General features: G+C 75.0%; 20 protein-coding genes. 12 read left to right on the plus strand and 8 right to left on the minus strand.

What is annotated here, in order from left to right; translation table 11 throughout:
* Nucleotides 1–13: 13 nt before the first annotated feature.
* Nucleotides 14–1207: a histidine kinase gene (locus tag ADJ73_RS07060; protein WP_082176805.1), complete on the minus strand. Its 1194-nt coding sequence runs from the start codon at nucleotides 1205–1207 to the stop codon at nucleotides 14–16.
* Nucleotides 1208–1252: 45 nt separating this feature from the next.
* Between ADJ73_RS07060 and ADJ73_RS07065 the strand changes: the two genes are divergently transcribed.
* The 5 genes from ADJ73_RS07065 to ADJ73_RS07085 all read left to right on the plus strand — a co-directional run bounded on the left by ADJ73_RS07065 (nucleotide 1253) and on the right by ADJ73_RS07085 (nucleotide 5883).
* The gene (locus ADJ73_RS07065; protein ID WP_156188154.1) at nucleotides 1253–2104 is read left to right on the plus strand and encodes a hypothetical protein; all 852 of its coding nucleotides are present in this window, start codon (nucleotides 1253–1255) and stop codon (nucleotides 2102–2104) included.
* A 452-nt stretch (nucleotides 2105–2556) separates the two neighbouring features.
* Nucleotides 2557–3267, plus strand: a complete 711-nt coding sequence (locus ADJ73_RS07070; protein WP_050347688.1) for a hypothetical protein — start codon at nucleotides 2557–2559, stop codon at nucleotides 3265–3267.
* Entirely contained in the window at nucleotides 3264–4445 is a 1182-nt protein-coding gene (locus ADJ73_RS07075) for a TadA family conjugal transfer-associated ATPase (protein ID WP_156188155.1), read from the plus strand. The genes ADJ73_RS07070 and ADJ73_RS07075 overlap by 4 nt, the downstream gene beginning before the upstream one ends.
* On the plus strand, nucleotides 4442–5305 hold the full coding sequence (locus ADJ73_RS07080) for a hypothetical protein (RefSeq protein WP_050347689.1): 864 nt from the start codon (nucleotides 4442–4444) through the stop codon (nucleotides 5303–5305). The genes ADJ73_RS07075 and ADJ73_RS07080 overlap by 4 nt, the downstream gene beginning before the upstream one ends.
* A complete protein-coding gene (locus ADJ73_RS07085) occupies nucleotides 5302–5883 on the plus strand; it encodes a type II secretion system F family protein (protein ID WP_050347690.1) in 582 nt (193 codons plus the stop codon). The genes ADJ73_RS07080 and ADJ73_RS07085 overlap by 4 nt, the downstream gene beginning before the upstream one ends.
* Here the strand turns inward: ADJ73_RS07085 and ADJ73_RS07090 are convergent.
* The 4 genes from ADJ73_RS07090 to ADJ73_RS07105 all read right to left on the minus strand — a co-directional run bounded on the left by ADJ73_RS07090 (nucleotide 5873) and on the right by ADJ73_RS07105 (nucleotide 9978).
* On the minus strand, nucleotides 5873–7198 hold the full coding sequence (locus ADJ73_RS07090) for a GGDEF domain-containing protein (protein WP_050347691.1): 1326 nt from the start codon (nucleotides 7196–7198) through the stop codon (nucleotides 5873–5875). The genes ADJ73_RS07085 and ADJ73_RS07090 overlap by 11 nt on opposite strands.
* 4 nt (nucleotides 7199–7202) lie before the next feature.
* Complete coding sequence (locus tag ADJ73_RS16920) at nucleotides 7203–7883, minus strand: hypothetical protein (RefSeq protein WP_050347692.1); 681 nt, start codon at nucleotides 7881–7883, stop codon at nucleotides 7203–7205.
* A gap of 116 nt (nucleotides 7884–7999) precedes the next feature.
* Nucleotides 8000–9364 carry a GGDEF domain-containing protein gene (locus tag ADJ73_RS07100; protein WP_050347693.1) on the minus strand — a complete coding sequence of 455 codons (1365 nt, stop codon included), beginning with the start codon at nucleotides 9362–9364 and terminating at the stop codon, nucleotides 8000–8002.
* A complete protein-coding gene (locus tag ADJ73_RS07105) occupies nucleotides 9343–9978 on the minus strand; it encodes a hypothetical protein (RefSeq protein ID WP_050347694.1) in 636 nt (211 codons plus the stop codon). The genes ADJ73_RS07100 and ADJ73_RS07105 overlap by 22 nt, the downstream gene beginning before the upstream one ends.
* Before the next feature lie 290 nt (nucleotides 9979–10268).
* Between ADJ73_RS07105 and ADJ73_RS07115 the strand changes: the two genes are divergently transcribed.
* From ADJ73_RS07115 to ADJ73_RS07125, 4 genes are all read left to right on the plus strand, one after another.
* On the plus strand, nucleotides 10269–10541 hold the full coding sequence (locus tag ADJ73_RS07115) for a hypothetical protein (protein ID WP_156188156.1): 273 nt from the start codon (nucleotides 10269–10271) through the stop codon (nucleotides 10539–10541).
* Nucleotides 10542–10760: 219 nt separating this feature from the next.
* The gene (locus ADJ73_RS17535) at nucleotides 10761–10898 is read left to right on the plus strand and encodes a DUF4244 domain-containing protein (protein WP_253272689.1); all 138 of its coding nucleotides are present in this window, start codon (nucleotides 10761–10763) and stop codon (nucleotides 10896–10898) included.
* Between the two features lie 3 nt (nucleotides 10899–10901).
* A complete protein-coding gene (locus ADJ73_RS07120; RefSeq protein ID WP_156188157.1) occupies nucleotides 10902–11360 on the plus strand; it encodes a TadE family type IV pilus minor pilin in 459 nt (152 codons plus the stop codon).
* Nucleotides 11357–11740 (plus strand): Rv3654c family TadE-like protein, encoded by a 384-nt coding sequence (locus ADJ73_RS07125; RefSeq protein WP_216593686.1) that lies wholly within the window; start codon nucleotides 11357–11359, stop codon nucleotides 11738–11740. The genes ADJ73_RS07120 and ADJ73_RS07125 overlap by 4 nt, the downstream gene beginning before the upstream one ends.
* A gap of 75 nt (nucleotides 11741–11815) precedes the next feature.
* On the opposite strand, the gene ADJ73_RS07130 is transcribed toward ADJ73_RS07125, so the two are convergent.
* Nucleotides 11816–12286 (minus strand): hypothetical protein, encoded by a 471-nt coding sequence (locus tag ADJ73_RS07130; protein ID WP_050347697.1) that lies wholly within the window; start codon nucleotides 12284–12286, stop codon nucleotides 11816–11818.
* A gap of 145 nt (nucleotides 12287–12431) precedes the next feature.
* Complete coding sequence (locus ADJ73_RS07135) at nucleotides 12432–14810, minus strand: DEAD/DEAH box helicase (RefSeq protein ID WP_050347698.1); 2379 nt, start codon at nucleotides 14808–14810, stop codon at nucleotides 12432–12434.
* A gap of 203 nt (nucleotides 14811–15013) precedes the next feature.
* Between ADJ73_RS07135 and ADJ73_RS07140 the strand changes: the two genes are divergently transcribed.
* Together ADJ73_RS07140 and ADJ73_RS07145 are read left to right on the plus strand one after the other, a co-directional pair.
* Nucleotides 15014–15442, plus strand: coding sequence for an STAS domain-containing protein (locus ADJ73_RS07140; protein ID WP_050347699.1), 429 nt, complete (start codon nucleotides 15014–15016; stop codon nucleotides 15440–15442).
* Nucleotides 15443–15502: 60 nt separating this feature from the next.
* A complete protein-coding gene (locus ADJ73_RS07145) occupies nucleotides 15503–17119 on the plus strand; it encodes a N5-glutamine methyltransferase family protein (RefSeq protein ID WP_050347700.1) in 1617 nt (538 codons plus the stop codon).
* A 72-nt stretch (nucleotides 17120–17191) separates the two neighbouring features.
* Here the strand turns inward: ADJ73_RS07145 and ADJ73_RS07150 are convergent, their stop codons facing one another.
* Entirely contained in the window at nucleotides 17192–17983 is a 792-nt protein-coding gene (locus ADJ73_RS07150; protein ID WP_050347701.1) for a dioxygenase family protein, read from the minus strand.
* Nucleotides 17984–18164: 181 nt separating this feature from the next.
* Here ADJ73_RS07150 and topA point away from each other — a divergent pair, with 181 nt between their 5' ends.
* Nucleotides 18165–20987, plus strand: coding sequence for a type I DNA topoisomerase (topA, locus tag ADJ73_RS07155; protein WP_050347702.1), 2823 nt, complete (start codon nucleotides 18165–18167; stop codon nucleotides 20985–20987).
* Nucleotides 20988–21006: the final 19 nt, after the last annotated feature.

Raw genomic sequence — 21006 nt, forward strand, 5'->3', positions numbered from 1 at the left:
CGCCGAGGCGTCCCTATTGTCCCGCGTGGACGCCGGGCGCCCACTTGGGGACGGTGAAGGTCACCCGGGTGCCCGCGCCTGGCGCGGTTTCGACCACGACGCCGTGGGCGTCGCCGTAGACCTGCCGCAGCCGGGCGTCGACGTTGCCCAGCCCGACGTTGTCCCCGTCGTGCTCGCCCGACAGCACCGAGCGGACCCGCTCGGGGTCGGACCCGATGCCGTCGTCCTCGACGCCCACCTCGGTGACGGTGCCGAGGTCCCGGGCGGTGATCCGGATCGTGCCCGCCCCGACCTTGCGCTCCAGGCCGTGGCGGACGGCGTTCTCGACCAGCGGCTGCACCGACAGGTAGGGCACCGCGACGCCGAGGACCTCGGGGGCGATGTCCAGGTCGACGGTGAGCCGCGGCCCGAAGCGTGCCTGCTCGAGGGCCAGGTAGCGCTCGATGTTGACGAGCTCCTCCTGCAGCGTCGTGAAGGCGCCCCCGCGGCGGAAGGAGTAGCGCGTGAAGTCGGCGAACTCGAGCAGCAGCTCGCGGGCGCGGTCCGGGTCGGTGCGCACGAAGCTCGCGATGGCGCCCAGGGAGTTGTAGACGAAGTGCGGCGAGATCTGCGCCCGCAGCGCCAGCAGCTCGGCCTCCATGGTGCGGGTGCGCTGCCGGCTCAGCTCGGCCAGCTCGACGTTGGTGGACACCCATCTGGCCACCTCGCGGGCCGCCCGCTGCAGCCCGTAGGAGACCTCGGGGGCGTAGGCGACGAGCGCGCCGATCACGGTGTCGTCGCTGATGATCGGCGAGACCGCGGCCGCCCGGGCGGGGGAGTCCTCGGCCGCGCCCAGGTCGTGCACCACCTCGGCGTCACCGGTCGCCAGGACGCGCTGCACCAGGTCGAGCACGCGCTCGCGCTGCGGGTCGGCCAGCCCCTCCCAGGCCAGCACCGCCTGGGTGTCGGTGATCGCGAGGCAGGGCACGCCGAGCAGGGCCCGCAGGTGGCGGGCGGCCCGGGTCGCCCCCTCGGGGGTCAGCCCGTCCTTGAGGTGCGGCGCGGCGAGACCGGCGGTGTGGAGGGCGTCATACGTCGCCTCCTCGGCGGGGGAGGAGAAGGCGCGACGCACGCGCACGACCCGCGCGACCAGCCAGGCGCCGAGGGCCAGCAGGGCAGCGAGGATCGCGATGAGCACCACCGTGGTGCGGTCCGACCCCTCGAGCATGATCTGATCGTAGGGTCTGGGTCCGACAACCCTAGGGTGGCCCCTGTGAACCCGACCGTCGCCGCATCCGTCCGTCCGCTGCTGGACCTGCCCGGCGTGACCGACGCGGTCGCCGCCGCGCGCGAGTCGTGCACCCAGCTGCGCTGGCACCAGGCCCTGCGCCGCCGGATCCCCGAGGCGGCGGCCGAGTCACGGGTGCGGGGGGCGCGGGAGACGGCCTTCCTCGAGGGGATCCAGCTGCCGGTCGAGACGGTGCGCGACCTGTCCCGCGGCGCCCTGGCCTGGGCCGCGACGCCCCGGGCGGACGAGCAGGTGGTGCGCGGCGCCGTGCAGGTCACGGCCGAGGCCGAGCACCTGCGCGGGGTGCTGCGCGCCGCGCCGCGGCAGGTGGTGGCCCGGCTGCACACGGCGGCCGCCTCGCCGTTGGGCGTGCCGGAGGCCACGCTCGGTCGGCCGCGAGCTGCCGGGGACGCGTGCGCGGAGCTCGTGGAGCTGGGCGCGCCGGCCGCCGCCGAGCTGCTGCCGGCGCGGCTGGAGGGGATCGTCGAGCTGCTGGGGGCGCTGGACGCGGTGCCGGTCGGGGTCGTGGCGGCGCTGGTGCACGCCGAGGTGGCGGTGGCGCGGCCGTTCGGGCGGGGCAACGGGCTGGTGGCGCGGGCCCTCGAGCGCGTCGTGGTGCAGGCGGGTGGGCTGGACCCGACCGGGGTGGCGGTCCCCGAGGCCGGTCACCGGCTCCTCGGTCAGACGGCGTATGCCGGCGCCCTCGCCGCCTACGCGACCGGCTCGCCCGACGGGGTGCGGCTGTGGCTGCTGCACTGCTGCTCGGCCATGGAGCGTGCGGCGGCGGAGGGCACCCGGGTGGCGGACGCCGTGCTGGCGGGGCGCACCGTCGGCTGACGGGACTGGTGCCGGGCGGCGGCGGCGCTGGTTGGCCCCGGGCTGCCGCGGAAGGCGACACCGTAGCGAGTGTCTAGTCCTTTGGACAGGGGCTGGCGGGGATGGAACGTTCCGAAGGCGGTCTACTCGCAGGTTGCTACGCCGAATGGGTGACTTTCGGGGCAGGCGGGCGGGAGTGACTAGTCATTTGTCCGAGTCCGGCGCATGATGGTTATACGCGCTCCCCTCGGGTTGAGCGCAGTGCAAGGGCTCTTCCTCCCCAGAGCCTAGGCACACGGCGACCCCCGTCACCCCCCGACGGGGGTCGCCTCATGTCTACGGCCAGGTCGGCCCCGGTGCTGATGCGTCTCTCGGGCGCGGTGTCCACAGCCGGACGCGACGGGCAAGCCGTTGTCCACAGGTGTGGCCCGGCGGCTGTCGTCCGCACGGGTCTGGCCGCGAGGCTGCCCGGCATGACGATCTCCATCGGGGTGCAAGGTGCCAGTGGCGGCCTGGGGGCCAGCTCGCTCGTGTCGGCGCTGGCCGTGCGGGCCGCCCAGTCCGGGCGCAGCGTGGTCTGCGTCGACCATCGCGAGAGCGGCGGAGGTCTCGACGTGGTTCTGGGCGTCGAGCAGCGGCCGGGCCTGCGCTGGCCGGACCTGCAGCGGGCCCGGGGGCGGCTGGACGCGGGCGAGCTGGTCCCGGCCCTGCCGGGGCAGCGCGGCGTGCGCGTGGTGACGGCCGACCGGCGGCAGCCGCGCCCGGTGCCGCTCGCGGCCGTCGAGGCGGTCCGGCACGCGCTCTCGGGGGCCGTGGACCTGGTGGTGCACGACCTGCCCCATCCCTGCGACCAGCGCTGGCCCGTGCTGGCAGCCGGCCACGACCTCATGCTGGTCGTCGCCGGGGAGGACCCGCAGCAGGTGGCCGCCGCCTCGGCCACGATCCTGCTGCTGCGTGAGCTGGGGGTCGGCGAGCTGTCCCTGGCGGTGCGCACCGACCGCCGGGACGAGGCGGCGGCGATTGCCGAGCTCCTGGACGCTCCCCTGGCGGCCGTGCTGCGCGAGGACCGGTCGCTGCGCGGCTGCCTGGCGCGCGGGGCCGCGCCCGGGAGCTCGCGGGGTGCGCTGCGCGACGCCGCGGACCAGCTCCTCGCGGGGGCACTGCTCGAGGGGGTGGCCGCGTGAGCCTGCCCCCCGGCGCATGGCGCCACATCGAGCGGGGCGTCGGGCCGGACGAGGAGCGGGTGCGCCTGGCCGTCGACGGCCAGCGTCACGTGCTCGGGACCGAGGGCGCCCGCGACGAGCTGGGTCGGGTGCTGCGCGACACCCTCGGCGCCGGTGCGCTGGAGACCCTGCTGCGCTCCCCGGACGTCACCGACGTGCTGGTCAACGGGCCTCGTGAGGTGTGGGTCGACCGGGGGGCCGGGCTGGAGCGAGCCGCCGTCGACCTGCGCGACCACGCCCAGGTGCGCGCGCTCGCGGCCCGGCTCGCCAGCCTCGCCGGACGCCGCCTGGACGACGCGAGCCCCTGGGTGGACGCGGTGCTGCCCTCCGGGGTGCGGCTCCACGCCGTCGTCGGGGCGATCGCGCCGGACGGGCCGATGATCTCGCTGCGGGTGCCCCGCGCGGTCGGCCTCGACCTGGGCGAGCTCGCGCGACGCGGCACGGTGGCCGAGCCCGTCGCCGCGGTGCTGCGCGAGATCGTGGGCAGCCGGGTGGCCTTCCTGGTGACGGGAGGCACGGGCAGCGGCAAGACGACCCTGCTCGCCGCACTGCTGTCCCTGGTGCCCACCTCCGAGCGGATCGTCCTCGTCGAGGACGCCTGCGAGCTCACCCCTGACCACCCCCACCTGGCCCGGCTGCAGGCCCGGCACCCCAACGTCGAGGGCGTCGGCGGCGTCGACCTGACCACCCTGGTGCGCCAGGCGCTGCGGATGCGACCGGACCGCCTTGTCGTCGGGGAGGTCCGCGGAGCCGAGGTGCGCGAGCTGCTCACCGCGCTCAACACGGGTCACGAGGGTGGGTGCGGCACCGTCCACGCCAACTCGGCCCACGACGTGGTGACCCGCCTCGAGGCCTTGGGCGCCCTCACCGGGATGACGCCGTCCGCGGTCTGGGCGCAGGCGCGCAGCGGGCTGCAGGCGGTGGTCCACCTGCAACGGTCCGCCGGCACCCGGCGGGTGGCGGAGGTGGCCGTGCTCGACCCGCTGGGCGAGGGCCGACCGGAGGTGCTGACGGCGGTGGCCGCCGGTCCCGACGGTGAGGTCCGGGCCGGCCCGGGGGCCGAGCGGCTGGGCCGGTTGCTGCCGGGGCTGCGTGAGGTCCTCGCGGGGCTGCCGACCACCCAGGGTGGGTCGCGATGAGCGCGGCTGCCTGGACGGGGCTGCTGGTCGGCGTCGGCCTGCTGCTGGGGACGTGGCCGCGTCGACGCCCGGAGGCCCGGGCGGCCGGGGCGGCCGGGCGACCCGCCGGGGCCCTGGGGTCAGGGCTGGTCCCGGCGCTGCGCGGCCACCTGGGTCGGCAGCGGCGGGCCGCCGCGGCCGAGCTGGAGCTGCTGGCCGCCGCCGAGACCCTGGCCGCGGCGCTGGGCGCGGGCCTGGACCTGCGAGGCGCCCACGGTCTGGTGGTCGACCTGACCGGGGCGACGCCGGGTCCGGCGCGCACGATCGGTGGGGAGGGGTACGGTCGGCCGGGCGACCCGCGCGCCACGCCGCCGGGTGACCTGCGCACCAGGCCGCCCGGCGACCCGCGCGCCACGCGGCCCGGCGACCCGCGCGCCACGCGGCCCGGCGACCCGCGCGCCTCGCCGGTGGCCGCGCTGCGGCCCGTCGAGGGCGAGAGCGTCGCCGAGGCCTGGCGGCGCGTCGGTCGGCGGTCGCGGGTGGCTCAGCAGGTCGGTCAGGCGCTGGAGGTGTCCTCCCGGACGGGGAGTCCCGCCCGGGAAGCCGTCCGCACCGCCGTCTCCGCCTCCCGCGACCGGCTGGCGCAGGACGGCGCCGTGGACGGTGCCGCCGCCGGGGCCCGGGCGACCGGGCGGCTGCTCACCGCTCTGCCCCTCGCCGGCCCGCTGGCGGTCGTCGGTCTGGGCCTCGACCCCGCGCAGACGTATGCCGCCCCCCTGGCAGCCCTCTCCTGCGCCGCCGGGGTGGGCGCCACGGCTGTCGGCCACGTGTGGGTCCGCCGTCAGGTGCAGCGCGCCCGGCGCGAGGAGATCGCGTCGTGAGCGCGCTCGCGGCGGTGCTGGTGGCGGTGGCGTGGCTGCTCGTCCCCCGGCGCCCACGTCCCGGGCACCGGCCGCGCACCCGGGCCGTCGCCGTCGCGGGGCCGGGGCCGGTGCCGGGGCGCGGACCGGCCGACCCCTCGGAGCCGCTCACCCATCACCAGGTCGCGGGCTGCGCCGACCTGCTGTCGGTGGCGCTCGCCGGCGGTGCGTCGCTGCTCGCGGCGTTGGACGTGGTCGCGGACGTCGTCGAGCCCGTACCGGCGCACCAGCTGCGCGTGGTGGCGGCGGCCCTGCGGTGGGGCGTCCCGGCCCCGGACGCCTGGCGGCTGGTCTCTCCCGGGTGGCGGACGGTGGCGTCGGCGTTCCTGGTGGCCGACCTGGCCGGTGTGCCGCCCTCGACCTTGTTGTCGGAGGCGGCCGGGGCGCTGCGGCATACGCAGGCGCAGCGGGCAGCGGTGCGCGCGGGGGAGCTGTCGGCGCGGATCGCGCTGCCGCTGGGGCTGACCTTCCTGCCCGGGTTCGTGCTGACGACGATCGTGCCGGTGGTGCTCGGCCTGGCCCGATCCCTCACCGGGTGACCGGGATGCCCTCGCGCAGCGACTCGGGCCAGGGGGCGACGCGGCCGGCCCGACGGGCGGACTTGTCCTGTGCGGACGCGCGGTCGGCCCGCCGCACGGCGTCCGCCACCGATCCTCCGGGCGGGCAGACCGCAACCCCCACCGACGCCGACACCAGGTGGCCGACCCGCAGCGTCGCCGCCTCCAGCGCAGCCCGGGCCCGGCCCACGAAGTCCGGCAGGAGGTAGCCCGTAGACACGGTGAAGAGCACGCCGAACTCGTCACCGCCGAGCCGCGCGACCGTGGCGTCGGACGGCGCGAGCGCCTGCAGGATGCGTCCGACCTCCTGCAGCAGGGTGTCCCCGGAGTCGTGGCCCAGGGTGTCGTTGGTGACCTTGAGGTGGTCGACGTCGGCGATCAGCACGATCGCCGACCGTCGGTCCGGGTTGTTGACCTCGACGGCCGCCTGCGCCACGGCTTCGTCCCAGGCGCGTCGGTTGTGCAGCCCGGTGAGGGGGTCGAGCTGCACCTGCTCGCGCACCTCGGTGTAGGCGGACTGCATCTGCTCGGCGTACCTGCGGTGGCTCTCGCGGTCCGCCTTCATGAGGCGCACCAGGACGATGGGGGTGGCGAGGAGCAGGTAGGCGACCGGCCGGTCCTGCGCGGTCACGACGATGCAGAAGCCGATGGGGGCGAGCAGCGCGTCGACGGAGAAGGTCCACAGGAGCGGCCTGGCCATCTGTCGCGGTGTGACGCCCTGCACGCTGCCCCGGACCAGCGCAGCCGTCCCGTCGAAGACGAACTGCGCGGCGAGGGCCAGCAGCAGCGTCCCCAGCCCCACGTGACGGACGTCCGGCCAGCCGGCGAGGGCCAGCACGAGCACCGGCCCGATGCCGTGGCAGGCCTGCCCCACCCGCTGCAGCAGCCCGTGCACGACGTGGGAGCGGGGCCACTCGTCGAGCCCACCGACGGTGACCGCAACCGTGAGGGCCGTCATGGCCCACTGGGCCGGCAGGGTCATCAGCAGTGCCACGAGCAGCGGCTCTGTCGCGACGAAACCCCCTGCGGCCGAGGGGAAGACGGTGCGGTAGCCGATGACGTAGAGCACGACGAGGGGGATCGCCAGCAGGTCCGACGGCGAGACCGGCTGGTGGTAGCTCACGGCCATCACGACGGCCGTGACCACCACCATCAGGGCCAGCGCGGCCGCGGTGAACCGGTCGGCGAAGGTCGCGGACGCCTGTTTGAGCTCGTCGCGCAGCGCCTCGACCGGGGGAGCCTCCAGCACCCCTTCGGGCGGGCGCTCCTCCTTGCGGTGACGGCCGTGCTCGGTCACGGCCCTAGTTGGTGTTGTAGCGCCAGGGGTCGACCAGCACGTCGTCGACCAGCACCGTGCCGCCGGAGGACTCGAAGGAGATCGTCGTCGTCTGGGTGCCGGACGCGTCGGTCCAGTCGGGCACCACGACCGTGGGCGACAGTCGCCAGGAGGTGCTCGAGGCGTCCAGCAGGTAGGTGGCGGTGTAGCTGGAGGAGTACCACAGCGAGCTGCGCGAGGTCACCCGCACGAGGAGGGAGGATCCGGGCCAGCCGGTGCCGCGGTAGAAGAAGCGGGTGCGGTCGTGGTTGCTGTCGGTGCACAGCGGCTGCGTCGTGGCCCGGCCGCCCCACCCGATCGCGAGGGAACCGCCGCCGGCGCCCATGACGTCCTGCGGCGCGGACTGGGAGGACACGCTCACCGGTCCGACCGTGCGCCAGGAGTCCAGGCCCTGGGTGAGGCTGCCGTTGGGGACCAGGTAGTACCAACCGGTGTCGTAGTAGCGCAGCAGCGGCTGGGAGAGCTCGGGCACGGGGCAGGTGGCGGCCGTCGTGGCCGTGGTGGCCGTGGCGATGGCGGCGGCCCGCCGAGTCTGCGGAGTCTGCGGGGAGCGGGCGCCGGCGGTGCCGGCACTTCCGGCGTGGGCGGTCGAGGCGCCCGAGAGGGCGAGGCCGGCGGACAGGGCAGCGACCAGCCAGCGACGCATGACGTCTCCAGGATGATGGGCGGGCACGTCGGTCTCGGACCCGGTTGCCCTGATTGTGACACTTTGTGAGCAGTTGTGCAGGCTGTGTGCATCACCTGCTCCGCGCCGTCGCAGGGTCATGGCGCGACCGCCTCGGGCGCCGTCGCCAGGGCCGCGCTGCTGCGGGGGCCGGCCAGGGCGAGGAGCTCCGGGGGCACGGCGGCGCGGTTCATCCGGCGGGCCGCCTTGTCCCGCCGCGCAGCCAGGTCGGCGAGGGTCACCGCCTCGGAGATCGGACGGCCGTGGCGGACCTCCGCCTGCCCCAGCGACGCCGAGAGCTGCACCGGCAGGGTCGTGCGGTGCGCCAGCAGCGCCTCGCGCACAGGAGTGATGAGGTCCACCGGCCCCCGTCGGACCGGCCGCACCACGGCCACCGCGAACTCGTCCCCGCCGAGCCGCGCGACGGTGGCGTCCGGCGGGGCGCAGTCGCGCAGCAGCGTCGCGAAGTCCGCGATCATCTGGTCCCCGACGTGGTGCCCGTGGATGTCGTTGGCGAGCTTGAGGCGGTCCAGGTCGGCGCACAGGACGGTGCACGCGACCGGCGTCTCGGACGTCGCCAGGGTGGCCTGGGCCGCCGCCAGCACCTGCTCCCAGCCGAGCCGGTTGGCCGCTCCCGTCAGCGGGTCGCAGCGAGCGGCGGCGTCGGCGACGGCATACGCGTCCCGCAGGGCGATGGCCCGGGCGAGGTGGGTCTCCCGGTCGCTCGCGAGGAAACGCACCAGGACGATCGGTACGCCCGTCAGCACCAGGGCGAGCGGACCGTAGGGCTGGACCGCCGTGACCATGGCCCACCCGAGCACGGCGAGCAGGGCGTCGACCTGCCAGGTCCACAGCAGCGGGGGCAGCATCAGCCGCACCGGAGCGGCGGACGGGCGCTCGAGCAGGTATGCCGTCACCCCGTCGAGGAGCACCTGCGCCCCGAGGGCTGCGACCAGCAGCAGCGGCGACGGGTGGGCGATGCCGGCGCCGTCGCGGGTGCCCCACAGCACCCCCACCGGGGCCAGGGCGTGCACGGCGTTGCCGGCCTCGAGGAGGAAGGATCGGGGGCGCCGCTTGCCCTCGATCCAGCCGGCCAGCAGCACCGGCACGAGGACCATGACCGGCACGAGGGCCAACGGGCAGGTGAGCAGGGCCGCCACGAGGATCGGCTGGGTGGGGACGGCTCCGCCGACCGAGCACTTGAAGGGGGAGCGGAAGGCCACCAGGTAGATGACCGTCAGCAGCCCCACGGCCGCCGCGGTGGTGGGCTCGAGCCGCCAGTGGGACGCCGCGAGCAGCAGGAACGGCGTGACGACGCCGATCGCGGGCGGCGTCGAGCCCAGGACGCGCTGCAGGCGTGTGCCCCGGTGCCAGTCCCGCGCGGGGGTCCCCTCGTCCGCCGCAGGGATGACCGGCTCCAGCTCGGCGCCGGCCCGCCCGGTCAGAAGCCCGCCGAGCGCCATGGGTCGATCAGGACGTCGTCGACGAGCACGGGCAGCATCGACGGGCCGGTGGAGGTGTTGCTGAAGCCGATCGTGATCGTCTGGATCTTGTCCGTCGCGTAGTTGGGGACCCGCAAGGACGGGGAGAGGCGCCAGCCGTAGGGGGAGGCGTCCACGACCGTGCTCGTGACGTAGGTCCCCGTGTCCGAGGTGATGGTCACCTTCACCGTGAGGCGGGTGCCGGGCATGCCGGTGCCCTTGTAGAAGAACCGGAACGAGTCCTCGCCCTCACCGACGCACAGCGAGGCGGTGCGTGCGGAGTCGCCGCGGAAGAGCGCGAGCGAGGTGGTCCAGGAGGCGGGGTTGACGTACCACGGCTCGTTCTCGGGGCTGAAGGAGTGGAACCCGCTCCAGCCGGCGGAGAGGGTGCTGAAGCCGCCGTTGGGGACTGCGAAGTACTCCCGGTCGTCGCCGAAGCGCGCCAGCATGGGGGAGGTGGTCCGGGTGGGACAGCCGGGCGCGGCGTAGGTGCTGCCGTCGGTGGCGTGCGCCGGTGCCGCCCCGGCCAGGCCCACGGTGACGGTCGCCGCGGCCGTCGCGACCACGGTCGCGAGACGGGTGATGAACGTGCGCACGAGACCCCCTGTGACGATGCGGAGTGCTGCAGATGCGCTCCGTGAGATTGGGCTCCATCTCACCATCGGCTCCGTGCGGGCACAGGGGGCTGGGGGTCGCTGCCACACCAATGGCGACGGCAAATACCTCAGGAAGCGCAAGTCGATGACGAGGAAGTGTGCGGACAGTGATCAAATCCGACGCTGCGTTGACACTCCGGTCACATTCTGCGACCTGACGGCCTGGCTGCCTGCTGGTGGGGGCCAGCTGGGGGAGGATGGGATCCACTCGGACCAGGAGGAATCGGACCATGCCCGCTCGTGAAGCCGCGTTGACCCATGTCCTGTCCCTGCCCTCCGAGGGGGTGGCCTCGCACGTCGCCGCGTCGTTGCGGGAGGACGGCTTCGATCCCGTCGAGGTGCGGCGGACCGGGGAGGCGTGGGGCGTGCGGATCGCCGACCCGCGGCTGCCGGACGACCGCGCCGCGCCGGCCGTGACCGCCCTGTCGGAACGCTTCGAGGCGCTGGCGCGCGAGCACGAGGGTCGCTACACCACCGAAGGTGGCCCGGACCTCGACTCCTGAGCGTCCTGTCCACAGCTCGTCGCGTCGGGGAGCGCCCTCGTCCACAGGCGGCGAGCGGGTCTGGCCCGGGTCCGCCGGCCTGTCCACGATGGGTGGGACAACCATCCGGACGAGGAGGCAGACATGGTGGGTTCGACGGTGCGGCACGGGATTCGGTGTCGCGCGAGGTGCTGGTGGAGCGATGCCCTGAGCCGGGCCCGTCAGGCGGGCGAGGCCGGGATGACCACGGCGGAGTATGCCGTCGGCACGATCGCCGCGGTCGCGTTCGCGGCGGTCCTGATCGCCGTCGTGCGCTCGGACGCCGTGCGCTCGGCGCTGACCTCGATCATCACCACGGCGCTGTCGACGACGGGCTGAGCCGTGGTCACGGCGGAGCTGGGCGTGGGCCTGACCGCGCTGGTGCTGTGCCTCGGCGTGGGGCTGCAGGCGGTCGCTGCCGGCATCGACCAGGTGCGGTGCGTGGACGCCGCGCACGTCGCGGCGCGCTCGGCGGCCCGGGGCGACCCGCCGGGGCGGGCGCGGGCCCTGGGGCTGGGCCGGGCCCCGGCCGGGAGCACGGTCACCGTGACGGTGGGTGGGCGCGAGGCGGTGGTCGAGGTCGCGGCGCCGCCGCGCGGCCTGCTGCGCGAGCTGGGTGGGCCGTCGGGGCGCGCCGTGGCGTCGACGCCGGTGGAGGCCGCGTCGGAGGAGGCCGCGCCGGGGCAGGGTGCATCGGCACAGGCCGCGTCGGGGGAGGTCGTGCCGGGACGGTCCGAGGCTCCCGCCGGGGCCGCCGCCGGCGCGGCGGCCCGTGACGCTCCTGCACGGGCGGTCTGGTGAGGCGGCGCGAGCGGGGATCGGGGTCGGTGCTGGTGGTGGCGATGTGCTGCTGCCTGCTGCTCGTGGTCGTCGGTGCCCTGGGCGTCGCGTCGGCCGTGCTGGCAGCCCACCGCGCCCGGGCGGCTGCCGACCTCGCCGCCGTCGCGGCGGCGGCCCGGGTGGTGCGCGGGGACCTGGGGTCGGCGTGCGAGGTGGCCGGTCAGGTCAGCCGCCGCAACCACGCCGAGCTGGTGTCGTGCGCCGTGACGGCCGACGTGGTGGCGGTGCAGGTGGCGGTGGACCCGACGGGCTGGCCGACCCCGGCCCGGGCCGACGCCCGCGCGGGGCCGGAGGAGGCCGTCCTCCAGGGCTCGGCCGCGGACTCCGAGGCCCTGCCGTGAGGTGTGGTCGACGGCCCGGACAGCACGACGGCCCCGCCCCCGAGGGGCGAGGCCGTCGTGACGGGTGTCGTCGGGTCAGCGGCGGTCGTTCCAGCTCGACGCGCCGTCGCGACGGGTGTCGTCCCCGACGCCACCCGGGCGTCCGTCGTGGTCGGTCCGGGTGCCCCGCAGGTCCCGCCCGTCGCGGTCGGTGCCGGCCACGGTGTCGTGGTCCCGGACAACCGTGCGGTCGCGGTCGGTGGCGCGGGCGGGCTCGGCGGCGCGGGCCCGCTGAGCGCGGTCGTGCTCCTTCTGGTCGCGCCGCAGCTCCTTGAGCTCGCGACGCTTGCGGGCGCTGGCCCGCGCGCCGAGGGACATCAGCCACAGGCCCAGGGCCAGGGCGATCGCCGAGGCGACACCGATGAAGAAGATCGTGGTCGGGGAGATGCTCAGGGCGTTGCCCAGGAAGTGCCAGGACACCTGGGTCTCGGAGGTGGGCAGGCCGTAGACCGCGAGGACTCCGGCGGCGAGGGCGGCGAGGACGAGGAGGAGGCCGAGGACCACCATGCTGGAACTCCTGACGTGTCGGGGGCGGAGGCTGCGTCGCACGGACGTCGGCGAGGGGCGCCGTGGGTCCGGCAGCAGGCTACGCGAGACCGGTCCGCCGGCGGGGCAAATGCGCCAGATTGTGCCGGGTGACGGGCGCCGCGGGTCACGGCTCCAGGGCGGCGACCACGCCGTCCAGGAGACGCAGGGCGGCGCCCTTGTCCAGCGGCTCGTTGCCGTTGCCGCACTTCGGGGACTGCACGCAGGACGGGCAGCCGTCGCGGCACTCGCAGGCGCGGATCGCCGCGGCGGTCGCCGACAGCCAGGTCGCCGCGCGGTCGTGGCCGCGCTCGGCGAATCCCGCGCCCCCCGGGTGGCCGTCGTAGACCAGGATCGTCGGCAGCCCGGTGTCGGGGTGCAGCGCGGTGGAGACACCGCCGACGTCCCACCGGTCGGCGGTCGCCACGAGGGGCAGCATGCCGATCGCCGCGTGCTCCGCCGCGTGCGTCGCTCCCGGGATCGTCGCCGGGTCGATGCCCCGCTCCGCCAGCCAGCGGTCGGTCATGGTCCACCACACGCCGCGGGTGCGCAGCACCGACTCGGGCAGCTCGAGGGGGTGCTCGCCCAGCACCTCGCCGGAGGGGAGCCGCCGCAGGAAGGAGGTCACCCGGGAGCGCACGGCGACGCTGCCGAAGGACAGGCGCAGGTCCGGGCCGAGGTCGCGCCCGCGCTCCTCCGCGAGGAGGTCGAAGGCCGACTCGGTGCGGGCGGTCGTGGTCCAGCCCGGGTCGCCGGGCACGACTAGGGCACAGGACCCCTCCAGGTCGAGGTCGGTGACCACGTGGGAGCGGCCCTGGTGCACGTAGACCGCCCCGGCGTGCACCTGCCGCTGCGCGGCCTCGTGGTCGACGGTGCCCAGCACCGCGCCGCTGCGGCGCTCCACGATCTGCACGACCGATTCGCCGGTGCCGCGCAGCGAGACGTGGTCGTGGGCGTAGTCGGCGCGCGCCCAGTACCACCCGCCGTTGGGGCGTCGGCGCAGCGCCCCGCGAGCGACCAGGGTGGCGAGCAGCCCCGTCATCGTGGGCCCGAAGTACCCGGCGTCGTCGACGGTCAGCGGGAGCTCGGCGGCGGCCGCCGCGAGGTGGGGCCCCAGGACGTAGGGGTTGTCCGGGTCGACCACCGTGGCCTCGACCGGGCGCTCGAAGATCGCCTCCGGGTGGGTGACCAGGTAGGTGTCCAGCGGGTCGTCGTCCGCGACGAAGACGGCGAGCGCCTCCCGGCCCGACCGGCCGGCGCGGCCCGCCTGCTGCCACAACGAGGCGAAGGTGCCCGGCCAGCCGCACATGAGCACCGCGTCGAGCCCGGACACGTCGATGCCCAGCTCGAGGGCATTGGTCGCGGCCAGGCCGACGATGCTCCCGGAGCGCAGGGCGCGCTCCAGCTCGCGCCGCTCCTCGGGCAGGTAGCCCCCGCGGTAGGCCGCGATCCGTCCTGCGTCGCCGTGCCGCAGCGACCGGGTGGTCTCGGCGAGCACCTCGACGCCCTTGCGGGAGCGGGCGAAGGCCACCGTCTGCGCGCCGGCGTCCGTCAGCCGGGCCAGCAGGTCGGCGCTCTCGGTGAGCGTGGACCGCCGTGACGCCTGCAGGGCGCCGGCGGCGAGGTCCTCGGGACCGAGCGGGCTGCCGTGCTCGTCGAGCATCGGCGGCTCCCACAGCGCGAAGGTCATGGGTGAGCGGGGGGACCCGTCGTCCGTGACGGCGACGCACGGCAGCCCCGTGAGTCGCCGGGCGTGCTCGGCCGGCTCGGCGACCGTGGCCGACGCGAGGACGAAGGTGGGCTCGGAGCCGTAACGGCGCGCGACCCGGCGCAACCGACGCAGCAGCGCGGCCAGGTGGGCCCCGAAGACGCCGCGGTAGACGTGGCACTCGTCGATCACGACGTAGCGCAGCGCCCGCAGGAAGGGCGCCCACCGCTCGTGGCGGGGCAGCAGCGAGTGGTGCACCAGGTCGGGATTGGTGAGGACATAGCTGCCGTGCTCACGGATCCAGCGGCGTTCGTCGGCGGGCGTGTCCCCGTCATACGTCGCGGCTCGCAGGCCAGGAAGGGCGAGCGCACCGAGCCGTGCCAGCTGGTCCGCGGCCAGGGCCTTGGTCGGCGACAGGTAGAGCACCGTGGCGCCGCGGCCCGACGGAGCGGTGGTCCCGTCCAGGACGCTCGTGAGGGCCGGCAGGAGGTAGCCCACGGACTTGCCCGACGCGGTGCCCGTCGCAAGGACCGTGTGCCGCCCGGCGTGGGCGTGCTCCGCCGCCTCGACCTGGTGCGACCAGGGCTCGCTCACCCCGAGCCCCTCGAACGCCGCGACCACCGCGGGGTGCGCCCAGGTCGGCCAGGGGGACGTGCGGGCGGCCCGCTCCGGCAGCACCTCGACGTGGCGCAGCCGCTCGATGCGGTCGCCGCGGGTGAGCTGCGTCAGGGCACGCTGCGGGTCGAACCCGGCACGCGGGGACGCGCTCGTGCGGTGGGGCGGGGACGTCGCGGACATCAGGGCAACGGTACGCGTGCGGGCAGCGGTCGACCGAGCGTGACCGTTCATGCGGTGAGAGGTATCAACCCCACAGGGGCGGGTATGCGGCCGTCACACGCCAGAGGCGGGCAGCTCGCCCGCAGTCGGTCGAAGCCCCGGCCGCTCTCGGCCCCGCGTCGTCGGGGCCCCGCCCTCGGGCCGTGGCCCGTTCAGGAGGACCGATGACTGTGCAGCTGACCCACTCCGTGGCCGACGACGAGCGTCTCGTGCTCCACGCGAGGGGAGCGCTCGACATCGCCGAGACGCCCCGCCTCGCGCAGGCGATCGACCACATCGTGGCGGCCGGTGGCCGTCGACTCGCGCTGGACCTCACCGACCTGGAGTTCATCGACTCGACGGCGATCGACGCCGTGGTGCCCCGGGTGCGGGCGCTGCGGCAGCTCGGCGGCGACCTCGTGGTCGTGGCGAGCGCGGAGCGCATCGTCCGGCCGTTCGTGGTCTCCGGCACCGACCGGGTGCTCGCCATCGTCGGGTCGCTGGCCGACGCCGACCCCCGGACCGAGCTCGAGCGGGCCCGGCACCGTCGTCGCACCGGCCGCCAGCCCGCCGGCCCTTCGGCCGATCGGGCGGTCCGGCGCAAGGCGTCCTGACCTCACCTGCCGAGCACGACCGACGAGGGCTGCGCCGGGCGCCGCCATAGGGTGACGCCCATGACCGTGACCCCCCTGCCGGAGCACCTCGACCTCGGCGCCGTCGCCTCGCTGCGCGCCGACCTGGCCGCCGTCGGCTACACCGTCGAGGGCGTCCAGGCCGCTCTGGGCCCCGTCGCGTCGGCCGCCCTGCACCGCGAGCAGGCCCTCCCGGCCCTGCGGGCCACGGCCGAGGCGGACGGCCCCGCAGAGGCCAGCACCGCCCACGCCAGCACCGCCCACGCCAGCACCGCCGACCCTGTTGATCCGGTCGACCCGGTCGACCCTGCTGACTCCGGCTCCGCGCTGCGCCTCCTGGTCCGACTCTTCACCCTCGGGCGGCCGGTGCCGCGCGCTGCCCTCGACCGGGCGCTCCGGCAGACGACCACGGCAGGGCTGGAGTCCCTCGGGCTGGTCCTGGCCGACGACGGCCCCGGCGGTGAGGTGCAGGCGCTGCTGGACCTGCGGCCGTATGGCGACGAGGAGCACACCTGGTGGGTGGCCTCCGACCTCGGCGAGGTGGCCCGCGGGGAGCAGCTGCCCACCCACCACGTCCTCGGCATCGGGGGCGCCTCGGCGACCCTGGCCTCCTGGACCCCACGCCGCCGCGTCGCGCACGCCCTCGACCTCGGCACGGGGTGCGGCATCCAGGCGCTCCACCTCGCGAGCCACGCGGACCAGGTCGTGGCCACCGACATCTCCCGGCGAGCCCTCGCGATCGCCCGCCTCAACGCGGCCCTCGCGGACCAGGCCTGGGACCTGCGGCACGGCGACATGCTGGCACCGGTGGCGGGGGAGACCTTCGACCTCGTGGTCAGCAACCCGCCGTTCGTCATCACGCCCCGGGTGGCGGGCGTCCCGGCATACGACTATCGCGACGGCGGACGGGCCGGTGACGCCGTCGTCCAGGGCCTGGTCCGCGGGGTCGGCGCGCACCTGCGCCCGGGCGGCGTCGCGCACTTCCTCGGCAACTGGGAGGTGCGGCACGGCGAGACCTGGCGCGACGTGTGGCAGCGCTGGCTGGACGGGACCGGGCTCGACGCGTGGGTGGTGCAGCGCGAGACCCAGGACCCGGCGGAGTATGCCGAGCTGTGGGTGCGTGACGGCGGCACCTCGAGCGGCCCGGAGTTCGAGCGGCTCTACGGCGCGTGGCTGGACGACTTCGCGGCGAGGGGGGTGGCGCGGATCGGGTTCGGCGTGGTGACGCTGCAGCGGCCGGCGCGCGAGCGGCCGCCGTGGGTCGACCTGGTCGAGGTGACCGGACCGGTCGCCGCGCCGATGGGACCGACGATCGAGGCGGGTATGGTGGCGCGCACCTGGCTCGCCGAGCACGACGACGCCGCGGTGCTGGACACGGCGTGGCGGCTGGCCGAGGACGTGACGGAGGAGCGGTTCGGGCGGCCGGGGGCGCAGGACCCGGCGATCATCCGGGTGCGGCAGGGTGGGGGCCTCGGGGTCGTGCGCACGGCCGGGACGGCGCTCGCGGCCTACCTGTCCGTCGCGGACGGGAGCCTCACGGCCCGCCAGGCGCTCACCGCGATCGCGGCGCTGCTCGAGCGGGACACCGACGAGGTGGTCGCGGAGACGCTCCCGGTGATCCAGGACCTGGTCAAGGACGGCCTGCTGCTCACCCCCTGAGTCACGACCTACCGGCGGCGGTGCGATCAGCCTGGGGAAGGAAGGCCGGTCGATCCTCCTGCCCCCGGCAGGTCAGAAGGTCCAGGAGCGCTTGGAGAGGCCGTACCAGAAGCCGTCGACCGAGCTCACCCCTGCGGGGGACCCGGTCACCGACGCGGCCCCCATCGCGACGAAGAGCGGCGCCCAGTGCTCGCTGCGGGGGTGCGCCTCCCCGGCGGCCGGCGCCCGCCGCTCCCAGTCGAGCACGGCGTCCACGTCGCCGGCCCCCACCACCTCGGCCGCCCACCGGTCGAACTCCACCGACGGGCTCGGCGCCGGAGCGTCCGCGGCCTCGCTCGGCCGGAACCACCGCAGGTTGTGGGTGGTGAAGCCGGACCCGACGATCAGAACGCCCTCCTCGCGCAGCGGCGCCAGGCGCTGCCCCAGGGCGAACAACCCCGGCGGGTCCAGGGTCGGCATCGACAGCTGCAGCACCGGCACGTCCGCGTCGGGGTAGAGCTCGACGAGCGGCACGTAGGCGCCGTGGTCCAGGCCGCGCGCCTGGTCCTGACGCACGTGCCCGTCCAGCAACCCCGCCACCGAGCGGGCGAGCTCCGGCGCAGCCGGAGCGTCATACGCCACCTCGTAGTAACGCTGCGGGAAGCCCCAGAAGTCACGCACCAGCGGGGCGCCGCTGGTCGAGGAGATCGTCACGGGCGCGTCCTCCCAGTGGGCGGAGACCATGAGGATCGACCGCGGCCGCGGGAGGCCGGCGGACCAGGCCGCGAGCTCGGTGGTCCACGTCGCGTCGTCGGCGAGCGGGGGAGCCCCGTGGCTGAGGAAGAGCACGGGCAGCGGCGCGGTGGCGGGGGCGGGCAGCGACATGCGTCCAGGATGCCACATGACTAGTTGAGCATTCAACTAACAAACACGCACCAGACCTCGGGACATGCCGCGGACCAGGCCGGTATGCCGCGCGCCCGGCCGCTCGGCTACGGTGACCACCGTGCACCCCGTCGAAGCGACGACGAATCCGTCGCACGGGCAGCGCAGAAGGTAGGAGAACGTGGCACCCAGCGCAACCGGTCGCAAGCTCGTCATCGTGGAGTCCCCCGGCAAGGTCAGGTCCATCCAGGGCTACCTCGGGGACGGCTACGTGGTCGAGGCCTCCATCGGACACATCCGCGACCTCCCCAACCCCCGCGACCTCCCCGCGGAGCTCAAGAAGGGGCCGTTCGGCAAGTTCGCGGTCGACGTGGACAACGGCTTCGAGGCCTACTACGTCGTCGACGCGGACAAGAAGAAGAAGGTCACCGAGCTGCGGCGGCTGCTGAAGGATGCCCCCGAGCTCTACCTCGCCACCGATGAGGACCGCGAGGGCGAGGCCATCGCGTGGCACCTGCACGAGGTGCTCAAGCCCAAGGTCCCGGTCAAGCGGATGGTCTTCAACGAGATCACCAAGGAGGCGATCCAGCGGGCCGTCACCACCACGCGTGACATCGACCAGGACCTCGTGGACGCCCAGGAGACCCGCCGCATCCTCGACCGGCTCTACGGCTACGAGGTCTCCCCGGTGCTGTGGCGCAAGGTCCGCCAGGGCCTGTCGGCCGGCCGGGTGCAGTCCGTCGCCACCCGCATGGTCGTCGAGCGCGAGCGGGAGCGGATGGCCTTCCGCCGCGCGGCCTTCTGGGACGTCGAGGGGGACTTCGCGCCGGGCGGGGGCGGGCAGGCCTTCACGGCGCGGCTGACCGAGGTGGCCGGCCGGCGCGTGGCGCAGGGCCGTGACTTCGCCGACGACGGCACCCTCACCGCCAAGAACGTCGCCCACCTGGACGAGGCGGCGGCGCGCGAGATCGCCACCGCCGTCATGGCCACCGACGTCATGGTCACCGACGTCGCGGAGAAGCCCTACACCCGGCGCCCGTCCGCCCCCTTCATCACCTCGACCCTCCAGCAGGAGGCGAGCCGCAAGCTGCGCATGAGCAGCAAGAACGCCATGCGCGTCGCCCAGCGCCTCTACGAGGGCGGCTACATCACCTACATGCGCACCGACTCGACGACGCTGTCCGAGCAGGCGCTCACCGCGGCCCGCCAGCAGGCGCGGGACCTCTACGGCGCGGAGTACGTCCCCGACAGCCCCCGCCGCTACGAGAAGAAGTCCAAGAACGCCCAGGAGGCCCACGAGGCGATCCGCCCGGCGGGCGACCGCTTCCGCACCCCGGCGCAGGTCGCCGGGCAGCTGCGCGGCGAGGAGTTCGCGCTCTACGAGCTGATCTGGAAGCGCACCGTCGCCTCGCAGATGGCCGACGCCCGCGGGTCGACCGCCACCGTCCAGCTGGGCGGCGAGCTGCCCGACGGCCGGCGCGTGACCTTCGCCGCGAGCGGGACGGTGATCACGTTCCGGGGCTTCCTGGCGGCATACGAGGAGGGTCGCGACGACGACGAGCGCGCCGCGCGGGCCGCTGCCGACGAGGAGCGGCGCCTGCCCAAGCTCTCGGTCGGGGTCGGTCTGGACACGCTGCGCGCGGAGGCGGAGGGGCACGAGACCAAGCCCCCGGCGCGCTACACCGAGGCCACGCTGGTCAAGGCGCTGGAGGAGAAGGGCATCGGCCGCCCTTCCACCTACGCCGCGACGGTGGGGACCATCCAGGACCGCGGCTACGTCCGCACGCGCGGGTCCGCGCTCATCCCGACCTGGCTGGCCTTCGCCGTGACCCGGCTGCTCGAGGAGCACTTCACCGAGCTCGTCGACTACGACTTCACCGCGGACATGGAGGAGTCGCTCGACCAGATCTCGCGCGGCGACCTCGGCCGGGTGCAGTGGCTGCAGCGGTTCTACTTCGGCGACCAGAGCCGCCACACCGAGGGGCTGTCCGAGCTGGTCGAGGACCTCGGCGAGATCGACGCGCGCGAGATCTCCACGATCCCGCTCGGCGACGGGATGGTGGTGCGCGTCGGGAGATACGGCCCGTATGTCGAAGAGGTGGCCCCCGCCGGCGTGGACCCCGTCACCGGCGAGGTGCCGGAGGGGGCGCAGCTGCCGGAGACGCCGCGGCGGGCCACCATCACCGACGACCTCGCGCCCGACGAGTTGACCCCCGAGAAGGCCCGCGAGCTGCTCGAGGTGGCGTCCGACGACGGCCGCGAGCTCGGCCAGGACCCCGACTCCGGGAGGGCCATCGTCGCCAAGGCCGGTCGGTACGGCCCCTACGTCACCGAGGTGCTGTCGCCGGAGGAGGCCGAGCTCAAGGGCAAGGCCAAGATCAAGCCGCGCACCGCGTCGCTCTTCAAGGACATGGACCTCGCGACCATCGACCTCGACGCCGCGCTGCAGCTGCTGTCGCTGCCGCGGGTCGTCGGGACCGACGCGGAGGGCGTCGAGATCACCGCCCAGAACGGCCGCTACGGCCCCTACCTCAAGAAGGGCACCGACTCGCGCTCCCTGGAGACCGAGCGGCAGCTCTTCTCCATCACGCTGGACGAGGCGCTGGCGATCTACGCCCAGCCCAAGCAGCGCGGTCGGGGTGCGGCCAAGCCGCCGCTGAAGGAGCTGGGGGAGGACCCGGTGTCCGGCAAGCCGGTGGTGGTCAAGGACGGCCGCTTCGGCGCGTACGTCACCGACGGGGAGACCAACGCGACGCTGCGCAAGGACGACGACATCGAGACCCTCACCCCTGAGCGGGGTTTCGAGCTGCTGGCGGAGAAGCGCGCCAAGGGTCCGACGACGCGCAAGCGGGCCGCCAAGAAGGCACCAGCCAAGAAGGCGCCTGCGAAGAAGGCCGCGAAGGCGGCGACGACGACCACGGCGAAGACGGCTGCCACGAAGAAGGCCGGCACGAAGAAGACGGCCTCGAAGAAGACGGCCTCGGCGTCGGGCGACGGCTCCTGACCGGCCGCGCTACGCCTAA

The organism is Arsenicicoccus sp. oral taxon 190 (assembly GCF_001189535.1).
GTDB lineage: Bacteria > Actinomycetota > Actinomycetes > Actinomycetales > Dermatophilaceae > Arsenicicoccus.